The sequence below is a fragment of the Actinomadura sp. 6K520 genome, from assembly GCF_004349245.1.
In the GTDB taxonomy this organism is placed as follows: domain Bacteria; phylum Actinomycetota; class Actinomycetes; order Streptosporangiales; family Streptosporangiaceae; genus Spirillospora.
Genome location: NZ_SMLC01000076.1, coordinates 1 through 19,395, shown reverse-complemented (window position 1 = coordinate 19,395; position 19,395 = coordinate 1). Strand labels below are relative to the sequence as shown.

The following is a 19,395-nucleotide window of genomic DNA, read 5'->3' as shown; positions in this document are numbered from 1 at the left end:
CTTCCGCGTCCCGCCCCCGGAGGGCCCCTGATGCAGGTCGTCACCACCGCCGGCCACGGTGGGCACGGCAAGTCGGCGCTCGTGCGCGCCCTCACCGGCAAGGAGCCCGAGGAGCCGGGCGCCTGGACGGAGCTGCCCTCCGGACGGCGGGTGGCGTTCGTCGACGTCCCCGGCGGCGGGCGCTCCGTCCCGGCCATGCTCGCGGGCGCCGCGTCCGCACCCGCCGTCCTGCTGGCCGTCGCCGCCGACGAGGGCTGGATGCCGGGGACGCGGGAGCATCTGGCGGCGCTCGGCGCGCTCGGTGTCCGGTTCGGGGTCGTCGCGGTCACCAAGGCCGACGCCGCCGACCCGAAGCTCGCGCTGCGCCAGGTCCGCGAGCGGCTCGCCGGGACCGCGCTGCGCGGGGTGGAGGCGGTCGCCGTCAGCACCGCCACCGGCACCGGGATGGACGGCCTCGCCGCCGCCCTCGACCGGCTCGCCGGCCGGCTGCCCGTCCCCGACCCGGCGGCCCCGGTGCGGCTGTGGATCGACCGCGCCTTCACCGCCGGGCGGCAGAGCGTCGTCACCGGCACCCTCCCCGCCGGGACGATCACCGTCGGGGACGAGCTGCTCCTCATGCCCGCCGGGGCGCGCGTCCGCGTCCGCACGATCGGCCGCGCCGGGGAACCGTGCGAATCGGTCGGCGGCGTCTCGCGGATCGTGCTGACCCTGCGCGACGCCGGACGCGTGGACGCCGGCATGGCCCTCGTCACCGCCGGGGCCTGGACCGACACCACCTGCGTGGACGTCCGCACCCGCTTCGGTGAGGCGTCCGGCCGGCTCGCGCGGCGGATGACCCTGCACCTCGGCTCGGCCGCCGTCCCGGTCCGGCTGCGGCCCCTCGGGCCCGACACCGCCCGCCTCACGCTGAACACGCGGCTCGCCCTGCACCTCGGCGACACCGGTATCCTCCGCGACCCGGAGCGCGGCTCGATCGCCGGGGTGAGCGTCCTGGACGTGCGCCCTCCGACGCTGGTGCGCCGCGGCGCCGGCGCCGCCCGCGCCCGGGAGCTGGCGTCCTGGCCCGACCGGCCGGACGGCGCGATCGTCCTGCGCCGGCACGGCGTGCTCCGCAGATCCGAGCTGTCGGTCATGGGGTGCGCCGCACCGCCGGACGCCGTCGCGCTGAACGGCGAGTGGATCGCCGACCCCGCGCACTGGGCCGCGCTGTTCGAACGCCTCACCGAGGAGACGTCGCGGCACGCCGCCGAGAGCCCGCACGCCCCGGGGCTCCCGCTGGAGACCGTCCGGCTGCGGCTCGGCCTCCCGGCCCGGCAGCTCGTCGCGGCGCTCGTCCGGCCGCCGCTGCGCGTCGAGGCCGGCCGCGTCCACGGCCCGGCCCCGGCCCCGGCCCCGGAGGCTCGGGCCGAGGCGCGCCCGGCGGTCGCCGCGCCGCCGCCCTGGGCGGCGGCCGTGCAGCGGCTCCGCGCCGACCTCGCGGACGCCCCCTTCGCGGCCCCCGGCCCCGATCGGCTCGCCGAACTCGGCCTCACCGGCCCGGTCCTGGCCGCCGCGGCGAGCGCGGGCGCCGTCCTGCTGATCGACGACCCCGCCTCCGGCGACGGCACCGGCGACGGCACGGAAGACGCCATCGTCCTGCTGCCCGGCGCCGACCGGGAGGCGCTCCGCATCCTGTCCGCCCTGCCGCAGCCGTTCACCCCCGGGCAGGCCGGGGACGCCCTGGCGACCAGCCGCCGTGTCGCCGTCGCCCTCCTCCGCCACCTGGACGGGCTCGGCCTCACCGAGCGGCGCGGTGTTTGAGCAGTAACGGCCCACTTCGCTCGCCTGGCGGCTCGCTCCGTGACCGTTCCTGTGCGAGCGCGGCATCGCTTCGCGATCTTCCGGTGAGGCTCGCCTCCGGCGTCGCCTCACCGTCAGGTCACGCGCTCGCGTGCGCGGCCGAGGTCGCCGTGCAGTAGATCTGGCAAAAACGGGTTGAAGCGGGCGTGGCTAGTCTGGCGTCATAGATCGCGGTTCGGATCCCGTCGATCAAGGAGAAGGCATGCCGTACCAGACCATCAAGGGCGGCCGCGTTCCCATCCGGATGTGGACCGACCCGGCGGCCGTCGAGGACCAGGCCCTCGACCAGCTCCGCAACGTCTCCGCGCTGCCGTGGGTGGAGGGCCTCGCGGTGATGCCCGACGTCCACTACGGCAAGGGCGCCACCGTCGGCTCGGTCATCGCGATGAGGGACGCGGTGTCCCCGGCGGCCGTCGGCGTCGACATCGGCTGCGGCATGACCGCCGCTAAGTCGTCGCTCACCGTCGAGGACATGCCCGACGACCTGTCCGGCCTGCGCGCCGGGCTGGAGAAGGCGATCCCCGTCGGCCGCGGCTCCCACCGGGAGCCCGTCGACCCGTCCGCGCTGCCGAACCTGAGGGAGCGCGGCTGGTACGGCTTCTGGGAGGCGTTCGACGGCCTGCACCGCGGGGTGCGGTCCCGCCTCGGCCGCGCCCGCGCCCAGATGGGCACGCTCGGCGGCGGCAACCACTTCCTGGAGCTGTGCGCGGACGACGACGGCGCGATCTGGCTCGTCCTGCACTCGGGTTCCCGCAACATCGGCAACGAGCTCGCCGAGCGGCACATCGAGGCCGCGCGCAGGCTGCCGCACAACCGGGACCTGCCGGACGAGGACCTCGCCGTGTTCATCGCGGGCACGCCGAAGATGGACGCCTACCGCCACGACCTGTTCTGGGCGCAGGAGTACGCGCGCCGCAACCGCGCCGTCATGATGGCGCTCGCGCAGAACGTCGTGACCAGGCGGTTCACCGGGAAGCGCTGCCGCTGGGAGGAGGCCATCTCCTGCCACCACAACTACGTGGCGGAGGAGCAGTACGGCGGCGTCGAGCTGCTCGTCACCCGCAAGGGCGCCATCCGCGCGGGCGCCGGCGACCTCGGCATCATCCCGGGCTCGATGGCCACTGGAACCTACATCGTGCGGGGCCTCGGCAACGAGACCGCCTACAACTCCGCCTCGCACGGCGCGGGCCGCAGGATGAGCCGCAACAAGGCCCGCAAGAACTTCACCGTGGACGACCTGGTCGCCCAGACGCGGGGGGTCGAGTGCCGCAAGGACAGCGGCGTCATCGACGAGATCCCCGGCGCCTACAAGGACCTGGAGACGGTGATCGAGGCCCAGTCCGACCTGGTCGAGGTCGTCACCCACCTCCGCCAGCTCGTCTGCGTCAAGGGCTGAACCCCTTCGGTGACGGCCCGCTGCGCTCGCTCCGTGACCATTCGCTGGGCGAGCGCGGCACCGTCCGGTCGCCGACTTCGGCCGGGATGCCGGCTACTTCGGCAGGTGGCCTTCTATGAAGGTGGTCACGTCGGTGAGGACCTCGTCGCGGTTGGTCTCGTTGAAGACCTCGTGGCGCGCGCCCGGGTAGACGCGCTCGGTGAGGTCTTCGCCGCGGACGGCCTCGATGCCGGCGCGGGTGGCGTCCGGTGGGACGAGCCGGTCGTCCTCTCCGTGCACGTAGAGGGTGGGGAGGGCACCGAGGGAGCCGTGCTCGCCGATGCGGCGCATGGCGGTGTCGAGGGCCCGCACGGTGGTCTTCTTGAACGGGCCGTGCCAGACGAGCGGGTCCTGGGTGTACGCCTTGCCGACGGCCGGGTCGCGCGACAGCGTGGACGTGTCGATCGGCTCGTCGGGCATCTCGTCCAGCGGCAGCAGCCGCTCGGCGACGTGCCAGGTGCCGAGGACCGGCCCGGACAGCACCAGCGCGGCGAGGACCCCGCCGTGCAGCTGGGCGTACCGGGTCGCGATCAGCCCGCCCATGGAGTGCCCGATCATGACGACGGGCAGGCCGGGATGGTCGCCGCGCGCCGACTCCACGACCGTGTGCACGTCGGCCACGACGTCCTCGAAGTCCTCGATCAGCACGCGTTCGCCCGCGGAGCGGCCGTGGCCCATGTGGTCGGGCCCGCAGACGACGGCGCCGTGCCGGACGAGGACGTCCGCGACGTGGTCGTAGCGCCCGAGGTGCTCGCCGTAGCCGTGCACGAGGACCGCGACGTACCGCGGCTCCCCGTCCGCCCAGATCCGGGCGGTGACCGCACCCCGCGTACCCGCGAACTCCCACTCCCGCGACGTGGTCACGCTGGCCTCCTCGATGGTCGACGCAACGTAACCGTCCCCCGTGAGGCGACGAAACGTCAACCGCCGGAATAGGGTGGAGAGTGCGACCGCAATCCCCGGCCGCCCGCGACCGCGGACGGCCGGTCAGCAGGAAAGGGGCGCCCGTGCTGGTCGACACCTTCGGCCGAACCGCGACGGACCTGCGGGTCTCCCTCACCGACCGCTGCAATCTCCGCTGCTCGTACTGCATGCCCCCCGAGGGCCTCGACTGGCTCCCGAAGCCGGAACTGCTCACCGACGACGAGGTGATGAGGCTCGTGGGGCTGGCCGTCCGGGACCTCGGCGTCACCGAGGTCCGCTACACCGGAGGCGAGCCGCTGCTGCGGCGCGGCCTGCCGGACATCGTGCGCCGGACGGCGGAGCTCGCCCCCCGGCCCCAGGTCTCGCTGACCACCAATGGGATCGGGCTGGACCGGCTCGCCGCACCGCTGGCGGAGGCGGGGCTCGACCGCGTCAACGTCTCCCTCGACACCCTCGACCGCGCCACGTTCAAGCGGCTGGCGCACCGCGACCGCCTGGACGACGTCCTCAAGGGCCTCGCCGCCGCGCAGGCCGCCGGCCTGGAACCGGTCAAGATCAACGCCGTGCTGATGCGGGGCGTCAACGACCACGAGGCCGCCGCGCTGCTGCGGTACTGCCTCGACCGCGGCTACCGGCTGCGGTTCATCGAGCAGATGCCGCTGGACGCCCAGCACGGCTGGACCCGCGAGCACATGATCACCGCGGACGAGATCCTGGCGCGGCTGTCGGCGGAGTTCGACCTGGCCCCGGACGCCGAGCACGACCGCGGCAGCGCGCCCGCCGAGTCGTTCACGGTGGGCGGCGGCCCCGCGACGGTGGGCGTGATCGGCTCGGTGACGCGGCCGTTCTGCGGCGCGTGCGACCGGGTGCGGCTCACCGCCGACGGCCAGGTCCGCAACTGCCTGTTCGCCACCGAGGAGTCCAACCTGCGCGACGCGCTGCGGAACGGCGCCACCGACACCGAACTCGCCGACCGCTGGCGCAAGGCGGTCTGGGCCAAGCGGGCCGGGCACGGCATCGACGACCCGTCGTTCCTGCAGCCGGCGCGGCCCATGTCGGCGATCGGCGGCTGATGGGCCCGGGCACCGGGCCGTTCGACGCCGTCGTGCTGGCCGGCGGGCGCGCCCGCCGGTTCGGCGCCGACAAGCCCGCCGCGCCGGTCGGCGGCCGCGCCCTGATCGAGTGGACGGCCGCGGCCGCGGCCGGGGCGTCCCGGCTGATCGTGGTGGGCCCGCCGCGGGACGTGCTGCCCGGGGCCGTGCTCGTCCGCGAAGACCCGCCGGGCGCCGGGCCGGTCCCCGCGCTGAGCGCCGGGCTGGCCGAGGTGCGCGCCCCGCGGCTGGCGCTGCTGGCCGCCGACATGCCGTTCCTGCGCCCGGCGCACCTGACCCGGCTGCTGGACGCGATGGGCGAGCGGCCGGGGGCCGTGCTGGTCGACGAGGAGGGCCGCGAGCAGTGGCTCGCCGGCTGCTGGCGCGCCGCGGCCCTGCGGACGGCCCTCGGCGCCTACCCGGGCGCGTCGCTGCGCGGGCTGCTCGGCCCCCTCGGCCCCGCCGCGGTCGCGCTGCCCGCGGGGACGCGCCCCGCCTGGTTCGACTGCGACACCCCCGCGGACCTGGCCGCCGCGGAGCGCCTGCTTTGATCGTGTGAGAGTGGGCAGGTTCGCCGAGACCATCCGTGAGGGGGACCCATGTCGGTGCTTGAGGAATGGATCAACGCTGTCTGCGGTGAACTGGGCCTGGAACGCTGTGAGATCGACCGCGACCTGGTGCTGGACCTGGCCCGCGACGTCGCCCACGGGGTCGCGCGGCCCGGCGCGCCGCTGACGGCGTACCTGCTGGGACTCGCGGTCGGGCGGGGCGTGCCCGCGCGGGACGCGGCCGCACGGCTGACGGAGATGGCCGAGAACTGGAACGCCGGGGCCGCGGAGAAGGCGGAGGTCCCCCGCCAGGAACGCGGCCCGGCGGGGGAGGCGGTCCTCGACGACGCCTGAGCCCGCCAGGGGCCGCTAGCCGCCGGCCGGGGGCGCCTCCCGGTCGGCGACGGGCACGACGTCCTTCAGGAAGTCGCGGCGGGACAGGAACGCCGACAGGCTCTCGCGGTGCTCGTCGCAGGCGAGCCAGATCTTCCGCCGGTCCGGGGTGTGGATCTTCGGGTTGTTCCAGCGCAGCGCCCACACGGCGTCGGCGCGGCAGCCCCTGGCGGAGCACAGCAGTTCGTCGGGGCCGGTTCCCGGAGCGGAGTCGGTCATCGGCCAACTGTGGCACAGCGGGCCGCGCCGGAGGTCCCCCGGCCCGTGTTTCATCCATCGACGTCACGGTTAGGACGCTGCAGTGCCGAGCGAGGCCATCGACACCTCCGGCCGGGACTGGGACCGGCGGCGCCGCTGGCAGGCGCTCTCCGTCTGCCTCGTCGCGGCGTTCATGACGCTGCTCGACGTCAGCATCGTCAACGTGGCGCTGCCCTCGATCCGCGAGGGGCTGCGGGCGTCCGAGGCGGGGCTGCAGTGGATCCTGTCGGGGTACGCGCTGACGTTCGGCCTCGTCCTGGTGCCCGCCGGGCGGCTCGGCGACGCCCGCAGCCGCCGCGCCGTGTTCATGTCCGGCCTCGCCCTGTTCACGGCGGCGAGCGCCCTGGCCGGGATCGCGCAGTCGGTCCTGATGCTCGTCCTGGCCCGGCTCGTGCAGGGCGTGGCGGGCGGCATCATCAACCCGCAGGTCGCGGGCCTCATCCAGCAGCTGTTCCGCGGGACCGACCGGGGGCGGGCGTTCGGCGCGCTCGGCGCCGTCATCGGGATCGCGACCGCCGTCGGCCCGATGCTCGGCGGCGGGCTGATCTCCCTCGCCGGTCCCGAGGAGGGCTGGCGCTGGGTGTTCTACGTCAACGTCCCGGTCGGCGTGGTGGCGCTGGTGCTGGCCTGGCGGCTGCTGCCCGCCCCCGTCCTTGGGGAGCGGCAGGGCCTCGACCCGTTCGGGGTGCTGCTGCTCGGCGCGGGCGTCGTGTGCCTGCTGCTGCCGCTCGTCCAGGAGCAGCAGTGGCGGGGCGACCTGAAGTGGCTCCTGGTCCTCGCGGGCGCGGTGCTGATCGCCGCCTTCGCCGCGTGGGAGCGCCGGGCCCGGACGCCGATGGTCGACCTCGCGCTGTTCCGGCTCCGCTCGTACGCGCTGGGCTCGACGATCGCGCTGCTGTACTTCGCGGGGTTCACCGCGATCTTCTTCATCCTCACCCTCTACCTGCAGAGCGGGCTGGGCTACAGCGCGCTCGGCGCGGGCTTCGCGATGACCCCGTTCGCGGTGGGATCGGGGTTCGGGTCGCTCGCCGGGGGACGGCTCGTCGCGCGGTTCGGGCGCGCGCTCGTCGCCGGCGGCCTCGCCCTGGTGCTGGCGGGCCTCTGCGCGGCGTGGGTGGCGGTCGAGCTGAACCCCGGAAGCGGCGTGGCGTGGGCGATCGCGGCGCCGCTGCTGGTGGCGGGCCTCGGCAGCGGCCTCGTCATCGCACCCAACCAGACGATCACGCTGTCGGAGGTGCACTACACCGAGGGCGGCAGCGCGGCGGGCGTGCTGCAGACCGGCCAGCGCGTCGGCACGGCGGTCGGCATCGCCGCCGTCGGCTACGTGTTCTTCGCCGCCCTCGCCGGGACGGGCGGGGACTGGGCGGCCGCGTTCCGGCGGGGGCTGGCCGTCATCCTGGTGCTCGTGTCCGCGGCCCTGGCGGCGGCCGTCGCCGACCTGGTCGCCGACCGGCGCGCCGCCCGGCGCTGACCCGGGTCAGCGCCGGCGGCGGAACAGGCGGGCGGCCAGCGCCAGCACCGCCGCGGCGACCGCCGCGGCCCCGGCGAGGACGAGGTTCTGGCGCCTGAGCCGCGCCGGGATCCGCGCGTACGGGATCGTCGAGAACGAGACCAGCTCGTAGCGGGACACGTAGCGACCGGCCAGGCGGCGCTCCAGCGCGTGCGTCGCGGCCTGCTTCGCCCGGTACACCGGGGACGCCACGCGGTCGCGCATCTCGACGAAGTTGTCCAGCGCCATCTCGGCGATCGCGTCGGTGTTGGCCTTGCGCCGCTCCTGGTAGCGCGCCAGCGCCCGCGCCCAGTCGCCACCGGTCTCGGCGAGGCACCGGTCGATCTCGATGCAGTCCTCGAACGCGCAGTTGGCGCCCTGCCCGTAGAACGGGACGATCGCGTGGGCGGCGTCGCCCAGCAGCGCGACGACGGCGCCGCGGCCCCGCCGCGTCCACGGCCAGGACCGGACGGTCACCAGCGACCCGACCGGGTTGTGCGCGTAGTCGTCCGCCAGGCCCGGCATGAGGCCCGCGGCGTCGGGATAGTGGCGCTCGAAGTACGCGGTGACCTTCTCCGGCGTGTCGAGCGCGGCGAAGTCGTCCTTCGGCCAGAACAGCGTGCAGGTGAACGACCGGTCGAGGTTCGGCAGCGCGATCATCATCGCGGTGCCGCGCGGCCAGATGTGCAGCGCGTCGGGGTCGAGCGCGAACTCGCCGCCCTTGGGCGGGATCGTCAGCTCCTTGTAGCCGTGCTCCAGGAAATCGGTGTCGACGTCCAGGCAGAGGGACCCGCGGACCGCGCTGTACGCGCCGTCCCCGGCCAGGATGACGTCGGCGGGTTCGGCCGGGGCGTCCTGGAAGAGGACCGTGCCGGCGTCGATGTCCACGCCGGTGACGCGCGAGGAGAACCTGAGCGTGACGCCGGGCGTGGCGTCGGCGGTGTCGAGCAGCGACCGGTTGAGGTCGGCGCGGCCGACGGAGTTGATGGCGCGCTCGCCGTCCGCGCTGTAGGGCTGGAAGTTCGTCGCCCCGTCGGGCGGGTGCACCATCCGCCCGTGCATCGGCAGGGCCAGCTTGAGGCACCGGTCCCGCAGGCCGACCTCCTGGAGCGCGGCCAGGCCGCGGGCGGAGATCGCCAGGTTGATCGACCGCCCCCGTTCGGCGCCGGAGACCCGCGGGTCGGGACGCCGCTCGTACACCGTCACCGGGACGCCGCGCCGGCCCAGCAGCACCGCCAGCAGGCAGCCCGCGAGGCCCGCGCCGATGATCGCGACCCGCTCGCCGCCGTCACCCGCCATCGGCGGGGACCTCCTCGCGGCCCGGCGCCTCGGTCTGCGAGCGGACCTCCCACAGGTCGGGGAAGGCGGGGGTGAACAGCGTGCGGCGCAGGTAGTCGGCGCCGGCCGACCCACCGGTGCCGATCTTCGCGCCGATCGTCCGCTCGACCATCTTCAGGTGCCGGTACCGCCATTCCTGGACCCCCTCGTCCACGTCCACCAGCGCCTCGCAGACCTCGGCGGCGGGCCCGGACTCGTCGGCGTAGACGGCGAGGAGCGCCTCCTGGACGCCGGGGTCGGGCTCCCACGGCCGGGACGTGTCGCGGTCGAGGGCCTCGCGCGGGATGGGGAAGCCGTGGCCGTCCAGGTAGCGCAGCAGGGAGTCGAACATGGACCGGCGCGCCACCGCGGCCTGGAGCCGCTCGTCGCCGCGCAGGTCCGAGGCGGGGAAGCCGCGCCGCCCGAGGACGGCCTCGATCTCGCGGAACTGCTCGCTCTGGAACCCGCTGGAGGACCCGAGGACGTCGCGGAACGCGGCGAACTGCCGGGGCGTCATCGTCTCCAGCACGTCCAGCTGCCCGACGACCGTCTTGAGGATCTTGGCGATCCGGCGGGCGGTGTGCAGCGACCCGGCGCTGTTGCCGTCCTCCAGCCTGCGCTGCAGCAGGTCCGCCTCGTGGAGGATCTGCTTGAACCACAGCTCGTAGACCTGGTGGATGATCACGAAGAGCAGCTCGTCGTGGGCCCGGGTCTTCGGCTCCTGGCAGGCCAGGAGATCGTCGAGCTTCAGGTAGCCGCCGTACGTCATCGTCGGCGAATCCGCCATCACGCCTCCTTGCGACACAACGGATGTGTCCGCAGCATAAGGGATGCCATCACGGGCATCCGTGGCCGGTCCGGCCCGTGCCGCGGGTCCGCGCCCCGGCAGGGTCAGTCGAGGTCCCCGGCGGAGACGCGGACGGCGCGCAGCGCCGCCGTGATCTCCGCGGCCTGCGCGGCGGGCAGGCCGGCGATGCCGAAGCCCGACTCGTTGAGGGCGAGCGTGGCCTCCTCGGCGAGGTCGCGCCCGGCCGGGGTGATGGTGGCCAGGACGACGCGGCGGTCGTCGGGGGAGGGGCCGCGCCCGACGAGGCCGCGCTGCTCCAGGCGGCCGATCACGTTGGTGACCGAGGCCGGGTGCACCATGAGGCGGGTGCCCATCTTGCCCATGGGGAGCGTCCCGGTCCGGGTGAAGGCGAGCAGGCGCAGCGCCTCGTAGGCCGCGAACGTCAGCGCGTACGGTTTGAGGACGGCCTCGACCCGGCTCAGCAGGAGCTGCTGCGCCCGCATCACCGAGGTGACGGCCGCCATGTGGTCGGCGTGGTCGGGCCACCGCAGGCTCCACTGGCGGTGGGCCTCGGAGATCGGGTCGGGGGTGTGCGGCACCGCCCCACCGTATGCGGTCTTGACCGGCTCGCGCATGCAAACTATTTTAACTTCCAAATATTGGATGTCCAACGTTTGGGGTGGGGACGGTGACGGGGGAGCTGCACACGCCGGTGCACCCGGTGCGGTTCGTGACGGCTGCGGCGCTGTTCGACGGCCACGACGCGGCCATCAACATCATGCGCCGCATCCTGCAGTCCCAGGGCGCCGAGGTGGTGCACCTGGGGCACGACCGCTCGGTGCGCGAGGTCGTCGACGCCGTGCTGGAGGAGGACGCGCAGGGCGTGGCGATCAGCTCCTACCAGGGCGGCCACGTCGAGTACTTCGAGTACCTGTCGCGCAGCCTCAAGGAGGCGGGCGCCGAGCACGTCCGCCTGTTCGGCGGCGGCGGCGGGGTGATCGTCCACGAGGAGATCGCCCGGCTGTCCGGGGCGGGCGTGCGGATCTTCTCGCCCGAGGACGGGCAGCGGCTCGGCCTGCCCGGGATGATCAACGAGCTGGTGCGCGACTGCGACGTCGACCTCGCCGCCGAGCCCGTCCCCGTGGACGCGGTGCCGGCCGGGGACCGGCGCGCCCTGGCCCGGACCATCACCTGCCTGCAGGCCGGGCGGCTCCCGGACGAGGACAGGTCCGCGCTCGCGGAGGCGGCGCGCGGGCGGCGCGTCCCCGTCCTCGGCATCACCGGGACGGGCGGTTCCGGGAAGTCGTCGCTCACCGACGAGCTGGTGCGGCGGTTCCGCGTCGACCAGCGGGACCGGCTGCGCGTCGCGGTGCTGGCCGTCGACCCCACCCGGCGGCGCGGCGGCGGCGCGCTGCTCGGCGACCGCATCCGGATGAACGCGCTGGACGGCGACCGCGTCTTCTTCCGCTCGCTGGCCACCCGGGGCGCCCGGGAGCTGCCCGACGGCATCGAGGACATCGTCACCGCGTGCAAGGCCGCCGGCTTCGACCTGGTCATCCTGGAGACCCCCGGCATCGGGCAGGGCGACGCGGCGATCGTGCCGCTGGTCGACGTCTCGCTGTACGTGATGACGCCCGAGTTCGGCGCCGCGTCCCAGCTGGAGAAGATCGACATGCTCGACTTCGCCGACGTGGTGGCGATCAACAAGTTCGAGCGGCGCGGCGGGGCGGACGCCCTGCGGGACGTGTCGCGGCAGCTGATCCGGAACCGGGAGGCGTTCGGGCGGCGGCCCGAGGACATGCCGGTGTTCGGCACCAGCGCGGCCACGTTCGACGACGACGGCGTCACCGCCCTCTACCGGCACCTCGGCGGGCTCCTCGGCGAGCACGGGCTGGAACTCGCGGACGGCGCCCTGCCCGAGGTCACGACGAAGGTCTCCACCGGCGCCGCGACGATCATCCCGCCCGGCCGGGTGCGGTACCTGTCCGACATCGCCGAGACCGTGCGCGGCTACCACGCCGCGACCGTCCGGCAGGCCGAGGCCGTCCGGCGCGTCCAGCGGCTGGACGAGGTGCGCGCCGAGCTGGAAGACGCGTCCGAGGTCGAGGGCCTGCTGGAGAAGGCGCGCCGCGACGTGGCCCCGGAGAACGCCGCGCTGATCGAGGAATGGCCGGCGGTCGTCGAGGCGTACTCGGGTGACGAGCAGGTCGTCCGGATCCGCGACAAGGAGCTGCGCACGGTCCTGACCCGGGAGTCCCTGTCGGGCAGCCGCATCCCGCGCGTCGCGCTCCCGCGCTACACCGACCATGGGGAGCTGCTGAGGTTCCTGAGGAACGAGAACCTGCCGGGCCGCTTCCCGTTCACCGCCGGTGTGTTCCCCTTCAAGCGCGACAACGAGGACCCCGCGCGCATGTTCGCGGGGGAGGGCGACCCGTTCCGCACCAACCGCCGCTTCAAGCTGCTGTCGGAGGGCCAGCCCGCGACCCGCCTGTCGACCGCGTTCGACTCGGTCACCCTGTACGGGCGGGACCCGGACGAGCGTCCCGACGTGTACGGCAAGGTCGGCACGTCCGGCGTGTCCATCGCCACGCTGGACGACATGAAGGCCCTGTACGACGGGTTCGACCTGGTGGCGCCGACGACGTCGGTGTCGATGACGATCAACGGCCCCGCGCCCACGATCCTCGCGTTCTTCCTCAACACGGCCATCGACCAGGGGCTCGACGCCTTCTACGAGGAGCACGGGCGGGAGCCGTCGGCGGACGAGGCCGCCGCGATCCGCGCCCGCGTCCTGTCCACCGTGCGCGGCACCGTGCAGGCCGACATCCTCAAGGAGGACCAGGGGCAGAACACCTGCATCTTCTCCACCGAGTTCTCGCTGCGGATGATGGGCGACATCCAGGAATGGTTCATCGCCAACAACGTCCGCAACTTCTACTCGGTGTCCATCTCCGGCTACCACATCGCCGAGGCCGGGGCGAACCCCATCAGCCAGCTCGCGTTCACCCTCGCCAACGGCTTCACCTACGTCGAGTCGTACCTGGCGCGCGGGATGGACGTGAACGACTTCGCCCCCAACCTGTCGTTCTTCTTCTCGAACGGCATGGACCCCGAGTACAGCGTCCTCGGACGCGTCGCCCGCCGCATCTGGGCCGTGGCCATGCGCGACCGGTACGGCGCCAACGAGCGCAGCCAGAAGCTCAAGTACCACGTGCAGACGTCCGGGCGCTCCCTGCACGCGCAGGAGATGGCCTTCAACGACATCCGCACGACGCTGCAGGCACTCATCGCCATCTACGACAACTGCAACAGCCTGCACACCAACGCCTACGACGAGGCCGTGACCACGCCGACGGCCGAGTCGGTGCGGCGCGCCCTGGCGATCCAGCTCGTCATCAACCGCGAGTGGGGCCTCGCGATGAACGAGAACCCGCTGCAGGGGTCGTTCATCATCGACGAGCTGACCGACCTCGTCGAGGAGGCGGTGCTGGCGGAGTTCGACCGCCTCAGCGAGCGCGGCGGCGTGCTCGGCGCGATGGAGACCGGCTATCAGCGCGGCCGCATCCAGGACGAGTCGATGCTGTACGAGCAGCGCAAGCACGACGGCTCCCTGCCGATCGTCGGCGTCAACACGTTCCGCGGCCCCGACGCCGCCGACGGGACGCCGGACACGATCGAGCTGGCCCGCGCCACCGAGGAGGAGAAGCGGGCCCAGCTCGACCGGGTCCGCGGCTACCAGGAGGCGCACCGCGACGAGGCCCGCGAGGCGATCGCCGCGCTCAAGGACGCGGCCCGGTCGCGCGGCAACGTGTTCGCGGTGCTGATGGACGCGGCCCGCGTGTGCAGCCTGCAGCAGATCACCGACGCCTTCTTCGAGGTCGGCGGGCAGTACCGCCGCAACGTGTAGGCGCAGATGGCCCCGCTCGACGACACCGGGCTCGACGACATCGGGCTCGACGACACCGGCCACCCGGTCCCCGTCCCGGACCGGGTGCGCCGCGTCGTGTCGATCGTCCCGTCGCTGACCGAGACCGTCGCGGTCACCGCGCCCGGCCTGCTCGCGGGGGCCACCGCCTGGTGCACCCATCCGGCGGACCTGGACGTTCCGCGCGTCCGGGGGACGAAGAACCCCGACCTGCGGCGCATCGCGGAGCTGCGGCCCGACGTCGTCCTCGGCAACACCGAGGAGAACCGGCCCGCCGACGTCGAGGCGCTGCGGGCGGCCGGGATCGCGGTGTGGATGACGGAGATCCGCACCGTGGACGAGGCGCTGGCGTCGCTGCGCCGCGTGCTCACCGAGGCGTGCCGCGTACCGGTGCCGGGCTGGCTGGACGAGGCGTCCCGCGTCTGGGCGGGCGTGACCCCGGGCACGCCACGCACGGCCGTCGTCCCGATCTGGCGGCGGCCGTGGATGGTCGTCGGCCGCGACACCTTCGCCGGGGACGTCCTGTCCCGCCTGGGCGTGTCCAACGTGTACGCCGGCCACCCCGAGCGCTACCCGAAGATCCCCCTGGCGGAGCTGAACGCGGCCGGTGCCGACCTGGTCGTCCTTCCCGACGAGCCCTACCGCTTCACCGCGGACGACGGCCCCGAGTCGTTCCCCCGAACCGACGTCGCGCTCGTCGACGGCCGGTACCTCACCTGGTACGGCCCGTCCCTCGCCGACGCCCCGGTGGTGCTGGCGCGGCAGCTCGCCGCCGCTCGGGTCCGCTGACCGAGCCCCTGCCAACGAGTGCCCGCCCGGGACTACTCGCCGTCGCGGGCCGGGGCGCGGGCGAACATCGCCTCCACGCAGGCGGCCATGCGGGCGTCCAGTTCCTCCGCGGGCAGGCCGATCTCCCGCGCCAGGTGCTCGCGCAGCAGCGTGTACCCGTAGATCGTCGACGCGATCGCCGCCTGGACGGCCTCGACGTCCGCGACCGGAAGCTCGCCGCGCGCCGCCTCCGCGGCGAGGTCCGCCCGGCCGGCGCCCCGGTTGAGCAGGACCCGGGGCCGGTCGTCGCCGTCCAGCACCAGCAGCGACGCCAAGACGACCGGCTCGGGGTTGCGCAGGCTCGTCCAGAACAGCCGGGACAGCCGCTTGCGCAGCGGCAGGCCCGCCGCGTCCACGGCGTCCTCGGCGTTGGGGCGGGACCGGTGGAACAGCGCCGAGCGCAGCAGCGCCCGCCGCGACCCGAAGTACTGGTAGACCAGTCCCCGGTTCACCCCGGCCTCGTCGGCGACCTGCCGCAGGTTCAGCCCGGCGAGGACGCCGCCGCGCCGCAGCAGCGCGATGGCCGCCGCGCGCAGCGACTCCTCGGTCGCGCCGCGGTCCCGCGCCGGCCCCGGCCGGCCCGCCGTGCGCGGTGCGGTCACGGCCGGCTCCCCGGCCGGGGACCGGCCGCCCGCGCCGCCCGGTTCATGCCCGGGGGCCGCCCGCGACGTAGATGACCTGCCCGGACACGAACGACGCGTCGTCGCTCACCAGGAACGCGACCGTCCCGGCGATGTCGTCGGGGGTGCCGACGCGGCGGACGGGGATCTCCTTGGCCGCGGCGGCCTTGAAGTCCTCCCATTCGACGCCGACGCGGGCGGCGGTCGCGGCCGTCATCTCCGTCGCGATGAAACCCGGGGCGATGGCGTTGGCGGTCACGCCGAACCTGCCCAGCTCGATCGCGAGGGTCTTGGTGAAGCCCTGCAGGCCCGCCTTGGCGGCCGAGTAGTTGACCTGCCCGCGGTTGCCGAGGGCCGACACCGACGACAGGTTGACGATGCGGCCCCACCCGGCCTTCGTCATGTGCTCCTGGGCGGCGCGGCTCATCAGGAACGAGCCGCGCAGGTGCACCGCCATGACGGTGTCCCAGTCGTCGTCGGACATCTTGAACAGCAGGTTGTCCCGCGTGACGCCGGCGTTGTTCACCAGCACGACGGGCGGGCCCAGTTCGGCGGCGACGCGCGCCACGGCGGCGGAGACCCGCGCGGAGTCGGCGACGTCCACGCCGACGGCGAGCGCCTTCCCGCCGTTCTTCTCGATCTGCTCGACGGTGCCGGCGCAGGCGGCCTCGTCGAGGTCGCAGACCGCGACGGCGAAGCCCTCCCGGCCGAGCCGGACGGCCGTGGCGGCGCCGATGCCGCGCGCCGCGCCGGTGACGATGGCGACCCTGGTGTCGGTCATTTACTGCCCTTCCCTGTCCACCGGCCCGTTCAGACCTGGATGTCCTTGGCGATGATGGTCTTGAGCACCTCGCTGGTCCCGCCGTAGATGCGGGCGACCCGCGCGTCGGTGTACAGCCGCGCGATCGGGTACTCCAGGATGTAGCCGTAGCCGCCGTGGAGCTGCAGGCACTTGTCGACGACGCGGGCCTGGACCTCGGTGCAGAACAGCTTGCACATGGCGGCGTCGGCGGGGGTGAGCTCCCCGGCGTCCAGCGCCTCGATGCAGCGGTCGACGAGCGAGCGCGCCGCCTCGACCTCGGTGGCGCATTCGGCGAGGACGAACTTGGTGTTCTGGAACGACGACACGGTCTTGCCGAAGACCGTCCGCTCCTGGACGTACCTGCGGGCGAACTCCACGGCCGCGGCGGCGGACGCGTAGGAGCTGGTCGCGATGCCGAGGCGCTCCTCGGCCAGGTTGTGCGTCAGGTACTCGAAGCCGCGGCCCTCCTCGCCGAGCAGGTCCTCGGCGGGGACGCGGACGTCGGTGAACGACAGCTCGGCGGTGTCGGAGCTGCGCAGCCCGATCTTCTCCAGCTTGCGGCCGACCGCGTAGCCCTCGCTCTTGGTGTCGACGGCGAGGATCGACAGCCCGGCGCGGCGGTTCTCCGGCGTGGCGGGGGAGGTGCGGGCCACCACGAGCACCCGGTCGGCGAGGACGCCGCCGGTGATGAAGGTCTTGGCGCCGTTGAGGACGTAGTGGTCGCCGTCCCGCTTCGCGGTGGTCTGCATCCCGGCGAGGTCGGAGCCGGTGCCGGGCTCGGTCATCGCGATGGCCGTCATCATCTCGCCGGACACGAACGGCGGCAGCCAGCGCTTCTTCTGCTCCTCCGACCCGTACTTCAGCAGGTAGGGCAGGACGAGGTTGACGTGCACGCCGTAGCCGCCGAAGCTCACCCCGGCGCGGGCGCACTCCTCGGAGATCACGGCCTGGTACTTGAAGCTGGTCTCCCCGGCGCCCCCGTACTCCTCGGGGACCTGGATGCCGAACACCCCGAGCTCCCCGAGCTTGTTGTAGAAGTCGCGCGGCGGGTGGCCCGCGTCCTCCCACTCGCCGTAGACGGGTGCGACCTCCGCCTCGATGAACGCCCGGATCGTCTCCCGGAACGCCTCATGGTCCTCGTCGAACACGGTGCGGCGCACGCTCGGCCCCTTTCGCTGCGCGACTAACAGAACGCTAACTTAACTCGAATCTAGTTCTAGAATCAAATACGAGTCGGGTCGGTGCCGTTCCGGTCGCGCGGCGGGCACCGGCCGCCGGGGCCGCTCAGCCGGCCGGAGCCCGCCGGCCGGGGGATCAGCAGTCGGGTTCGCAGACCCGCTGGGAGAGCGCCCTGAGGAACAGGGCCTGCACCTGCCCCGGCGTCTCGGCCACGTACGCGTCGCCGTCGGTCAGCCGGGCGATCCGCCGGAGCTCGGCCACGTCCACGCCGTCGCCGAGGCCGAACATGTTGATCTGCACGGGCCGCTCCGTGTCGTAGCCGAGGCGTATGTGCTCCAGCGTCTCGTCCAGGGACGGACCCTCCCGGTCCTGGTCCCTCCCGTCCGTCCACAGCAGGATCGAGTTCACGTACTCGGGCTTGAAGGTCCGCTTCATGTGGTCGAACGCGGCGATCGTCGTCTCGTACAGGCCCGTGCCGCCGTTCTCCTTCACCCTGGTCTGCGCGAACGCGCTGAGCACGAGCTGGCGGCGGGTGGCCGAGCCGAGCCGCTCGTTCAGCGGCCCCACGCTCACCAGCTCCCGCCAGTCCTTGCCGCCCTCCAGCTCGGTGGAGAACACCCACTGGCCCAGCTCGCTGTCGTCCGGCAGCAGCGACAGCCCGTTCTGCGCCGTGCGGATCGTCGACTGCAGCCGGGTCGCGCCGGGGGCGATCCGCCGGTCCATGGAACCGGAGATGTCGATGATGCTGAGCATCCGGATGCTCAGCGAGAGCTGCGCCCACCGCTGCATGATGCGTGCCACCCTGTCCGCGTCCGGCGCGGGCAGCGCCTTCGGCGCCCTGGCGCTCAGTCCGGTCTTCTCGGTGAATCCGGCCTGCGCGGTGCCGTCGGGACTCCGGAAGCCCAGCCTGCGCACGTCCTCGCGCGTGGTCTCGGCCGAGAGCTCCCCGCCGAGCAGGCGGCCGGCGTTCAGCGTCGCCGGGTCCCGCGTCAGGACGGTGACCGGGTGGTCGAGGAAGACCGTCCCCTCGGCCGGGTAGACGGCGACGGCGAGGTCACCGGGACGCTTCGCGTTGTAGGAGAACAGCGCCTGCTCCGGCGCCAGCGCGACGGGGTGGCGGTCGCCCGCCTCCTGCCCGAACGCCGCGAACTCCGCGCCGACCGACGGGGCGATGCCCTCCCGGAACGTCCGCACCGCGCCGGTGAACAGCGCCTGCCCCCGCGGCTCGCCGCCCGCCAGCGCGTCGGCCAGCACCAGCGTGCCGATGCCGGTGGCGGTGCGGTCGGGGTCGGGCACCTGCAGCCGGAACAGCCGCTGGGGGATCGCGCTCTCCCGCGCGCCGCCGGGCTCCTGCTCGGCGTTCGCCGCCGTCCCGGCCGCGGCGAGCAGTTCCTTCCAGGACGGCTGCGCGGGCACCCCGAGGTTGCGCAGCTGCGTCGCGAGGCCGCTCGGCATGGCCAGCACGATCGGGGTGGACGCCATGCCGCCGAGACGGGTGAAGCCCGGGGCGGCCCCGGCCCGGCCGGACCCCTCCACGAGCTTGGTCCACAGGGAGGAGTCGGGGATCCACACGTCCGGCTTCTCGGTGATGCCGGAGACGCCCTTGCCGGACAGGAGCGTCGCGACGGCGGCCGGGTCCGCGGACCGTACGTCGGCGCGCGCGCACCTGCCGGCGACCTTGTGGCGGGCGTCGTTGAAGCGCCTGGCCGCCCGGATGACCGCGGGGGCGATCTCCGGCGCCGCCGAGACCTTGAGCGTCAGCGCCCCGTCGCCGGAGCACTCGTCGTCCGCCGAGGTGAGCGCGTACGCGCCGAGGCCCGTCAGCAGGACGAGCGCGACCGCGCCCGCGAGCGGGCCGAGCAGGACACCGCCGATCCGCTGGGGCGGCCGGAGGCCCCTGCGGCCAGGTCTGGCGGCGGCGTGCGCCGGGCCGGCGGGGGTCAGAGCGAGAAGCCGCCGT

The 19,395-nt window shown here is 73.9% G+C and carries 17 protein-coding genes; 8 read left to right on the top strand and 9 right to left on the bottom strand.

The annotated features are described in order from the left end of the window. Window positions 1-30 precede the first annotated feature (30 nt). Together E1289_RS20535 and E1289_RS20530 are read left to right on the top strand one after the other, a co-directional pair. Entirely contained in the window at window positions 31-1,800 is a 1,770-nt protein-coding gene (locus E1289_RS20535; RefSeq protein WP_131982532.1) for a SelB C-terminal domain-containing protein, read from the top strand. 241 nt (window positions 1,801-2,041) lie between these two features. Next, window positions 2,042-3,235, top strand: a complete 1,194-nt coding sequence (locus tag E1289_RS20530; protein WP_131982530.1) for an RtcB family protein — start codon at window positions 2,042-2,044, stop codon at window positions 3,233-3,235. A 93-nt stretch (window positions 3,236-3,328) separates the two neighbouring features. Here the strand turns inward: E1289_RS20530 and E1289_RS20525 are convergent, their stop codons facing one another. Next, the gene (locus E1289_RS20525; RefSeq protein ID WP_131982528.1) at window positions 3,329-4,138 is read right to left on the bottom strand and encodes an alpha/beta hydrolase; all 810 of its coding nucleotides are present in this window, start codon (window positions 4,136-4,138) and stop codon (window positions 3,329-3,331) included. Window positions 4,139-4,281: 143 nt separating this feature from the next. On the opposite strand from E1289_RS20525, the gene moaA reads away from it, so the two are divergent. From moaA to E1289_RS20510, 3 genes are read left to right on the top strand one after another with little or no spacing between them, the layout of a single operon-like run. Beyond that, entirely contained in the window at window positions 4,282-5,271 is a 990-nt protein-coding gene (gene moaA / locus E1289_RS20520) for a GTP 3',8-cyclase MoaA (RefSeq protein ID WP_243712992.1), read from the top strand. Beyond that, entirely contained in the window at window positions 5,271-5,840 is a 570-nt protein-coding gene (locus E1289_RS20515; protein WP_131982524.1) for a molybdenum cofactor guanylyltransferase, read from the top strand. The genes moaA and E1289_RS20515 overlap by 1 nt, the downstream gene beginning before the upstream one ends. 48 nt (window positions 5,841-5,888) lie before the next feature. Beyond that, window positions 5,889-6,191 (top strand): DUF6457 domain-containing protein, encoded by a 303-nt coding sequence (locus E1289_RS20510; protein WP_131982522.1) that lies wholly within the window; start codon window positions 5,889-5,891, stop codon window positions 6,189-6,191. A 15-nt stretch (window positions 6,192-6,206) separates the two neighbouring features. Here E1289_RS20510 and E1289_RS20505 read toward each other — a convergent pair whose 3' ends face one another. Next, the gene (locus E1289_RS20505) at window positions 6,207-6,449 is read right to left on the bottom strand and encodes a hypothetical protein (RefSeq protein ID WP_131982520.1); all 243 of its coding nucleotides are present in this window, start codon (window positions 6,447-6,449) and stop codon (window positions 6,207-6,209) included. A gap of 82 nt (window positions 6,450-6,531) precedes the next feature. Between E1289_RS20505 and E1289_RS20500 the strand changes: the two genes are divergently transcribed. Beyond that, on the top strand, window positions 6,532-7,959 hold the full coding sequence (locus E1289_RS20500) for a DHA2 family efflux MFS transporter permease subunit (RefSeq protein WP_243712990.1): 1,428 nt from the start codon (window positions 6,532-6,534) through the stop codon (window positions 7,957-7,959). 6 nt (window positions 7,960-7,965) lie between these two features. Here E1289_RS20500 and E1289_RS20495 read toward each other — a convergent pair whose 3' ends face one another. From E1289_RS20495 to E1289_RS20485, 3 genes are all read right to left on the bottom strand, one after another. Beyond that, window positions 7,966-9,276: an NAD(P)/FAD-dependent oxidoreductase gene (locus tag E1289_RS20495; RefSeq protein WP_131982518.1), complete on the bottom strand. Its 1,311-nt coding sequence runs from the start codon at window positions 9,274-9,276 to the stop codon at window positions 7,966-7,968. Beyond that, window positions 9,266-10,081 carry a tryptophan 2,3-dioxygenase family protein gene (locus E1289_RS20490; RefSeq protein ID WP_131982516.1) on the bottom strand — a complete coding sequence of 272 codons (816 nt, stop codon included), beginning with the start codon at window positions 10,079-10,081 and terminating at the stop codon, window positions 9,266-9,268. The genes E1289_RS20495 and E1289_RS20490 overlap by 11 nt, the downstream gene beginning before the upstream one ends. Window positions 10,082-10,185: 104 nt before the next feature. Next, window positions 10,186-10,716: a MarR family transcriptional regulator gene (locus tag E1289_RS20485; RefSeq protein ID WP_131982514.1), complete on the bottom strand. Its 531-nt coding sequence runs from the start codon at window positions 10,714-10,716 to the stop codon at window positions 10,186-10,188. A gap of 53 nt (window positions 10,717-10,769) precedes the next feature. On the opposite strand from E1289_RS20485, the gene icmF reads away from it, so the two are divergent. Continuing rightward, window positions 10,770-13,988 carry a fused isobutyryl-CoA mutase/GTPase IcmF gene (gene icmF / locus E1289_RS20480; RefSeq protein WP_131982512.1) on the top strand — a complete coding sequence of 1,073 codons (3,219 nt, stop codon included), beginning with the start codon at window positions 10,770-10,772 and terminating at the stop codon, window positions 13,986-13,988. Window positions 13,989-13,994: 6 nt separating this feature from the next. Further along, window positions 13,995-14,795 (top strand): helical backbone metal receptor, encoded by an 801-nt coding sequence (locus E1289_RS20475; RefSeq protein WP_207929057.1) that lies wholly within the window; start codon window positions 13,995-13,997, stop codon window positions 14,793-14,795. Between the two features lie 32 nt (window positions 14,796-14,827). On the opposite strand, the gene E1289_RS20470 is transcribed toward E1289_RS20475, so the two are convergent. The 4 genes from E1289_RS20470 to E1289_RS20455 form a co-directional block, all read right to left on the bottom strand. Beyond that, the gene (locus E1289_RS20470; protein ID WP_131982510.1) at window positions 14,828-15,436 is read right to left on the bottom strand and encodes a TetR/AcrR family transcriptional regulator; all 609 of its coding nucleotides are present in this window, start codon (window positions 15,434-15,436) and stop codon (window positions 14,828-14,830) included. Between the two features lie 43 nt (window positions 15,437-15,479). After that, window positions 15,480-16,235 (bottom strand): 3-oxoacyl-ACP reductase FabG, encoded by a 756-nt coding sequence (gene fabG, locus E1289_RS20465; RefSeq protein WP_131982508.1) that lies wholly within the window; start codon window positions 16,233-16,235, stop codon window positions 15,480-15,482. A 29-nt stretch (window positions 16,236-16,264) separates the two neighbouring features. Beyond that, on the bottom strand, window positions 16,265-17,416 hold the full coding sequence (locus E1289_RS20460) for an acyl-CoA dehydrogenase family protein (RefSeq protein ID WP_131982506.1): 1,152 nt from the start codon (window positions 17,414-17,416) through the stop codon (window positions 16,265-16,267). 154 nt (window positions 17,417-17,570) lie between these two features. Then, window positions 17,571-19,395 (bottom strand): substrate-binding domain-containing protein (locus E1289_RS20455; protein ID WP_131982503.1); only part of this gene is annotated, 1,825 nt, incomplete at its 5' end.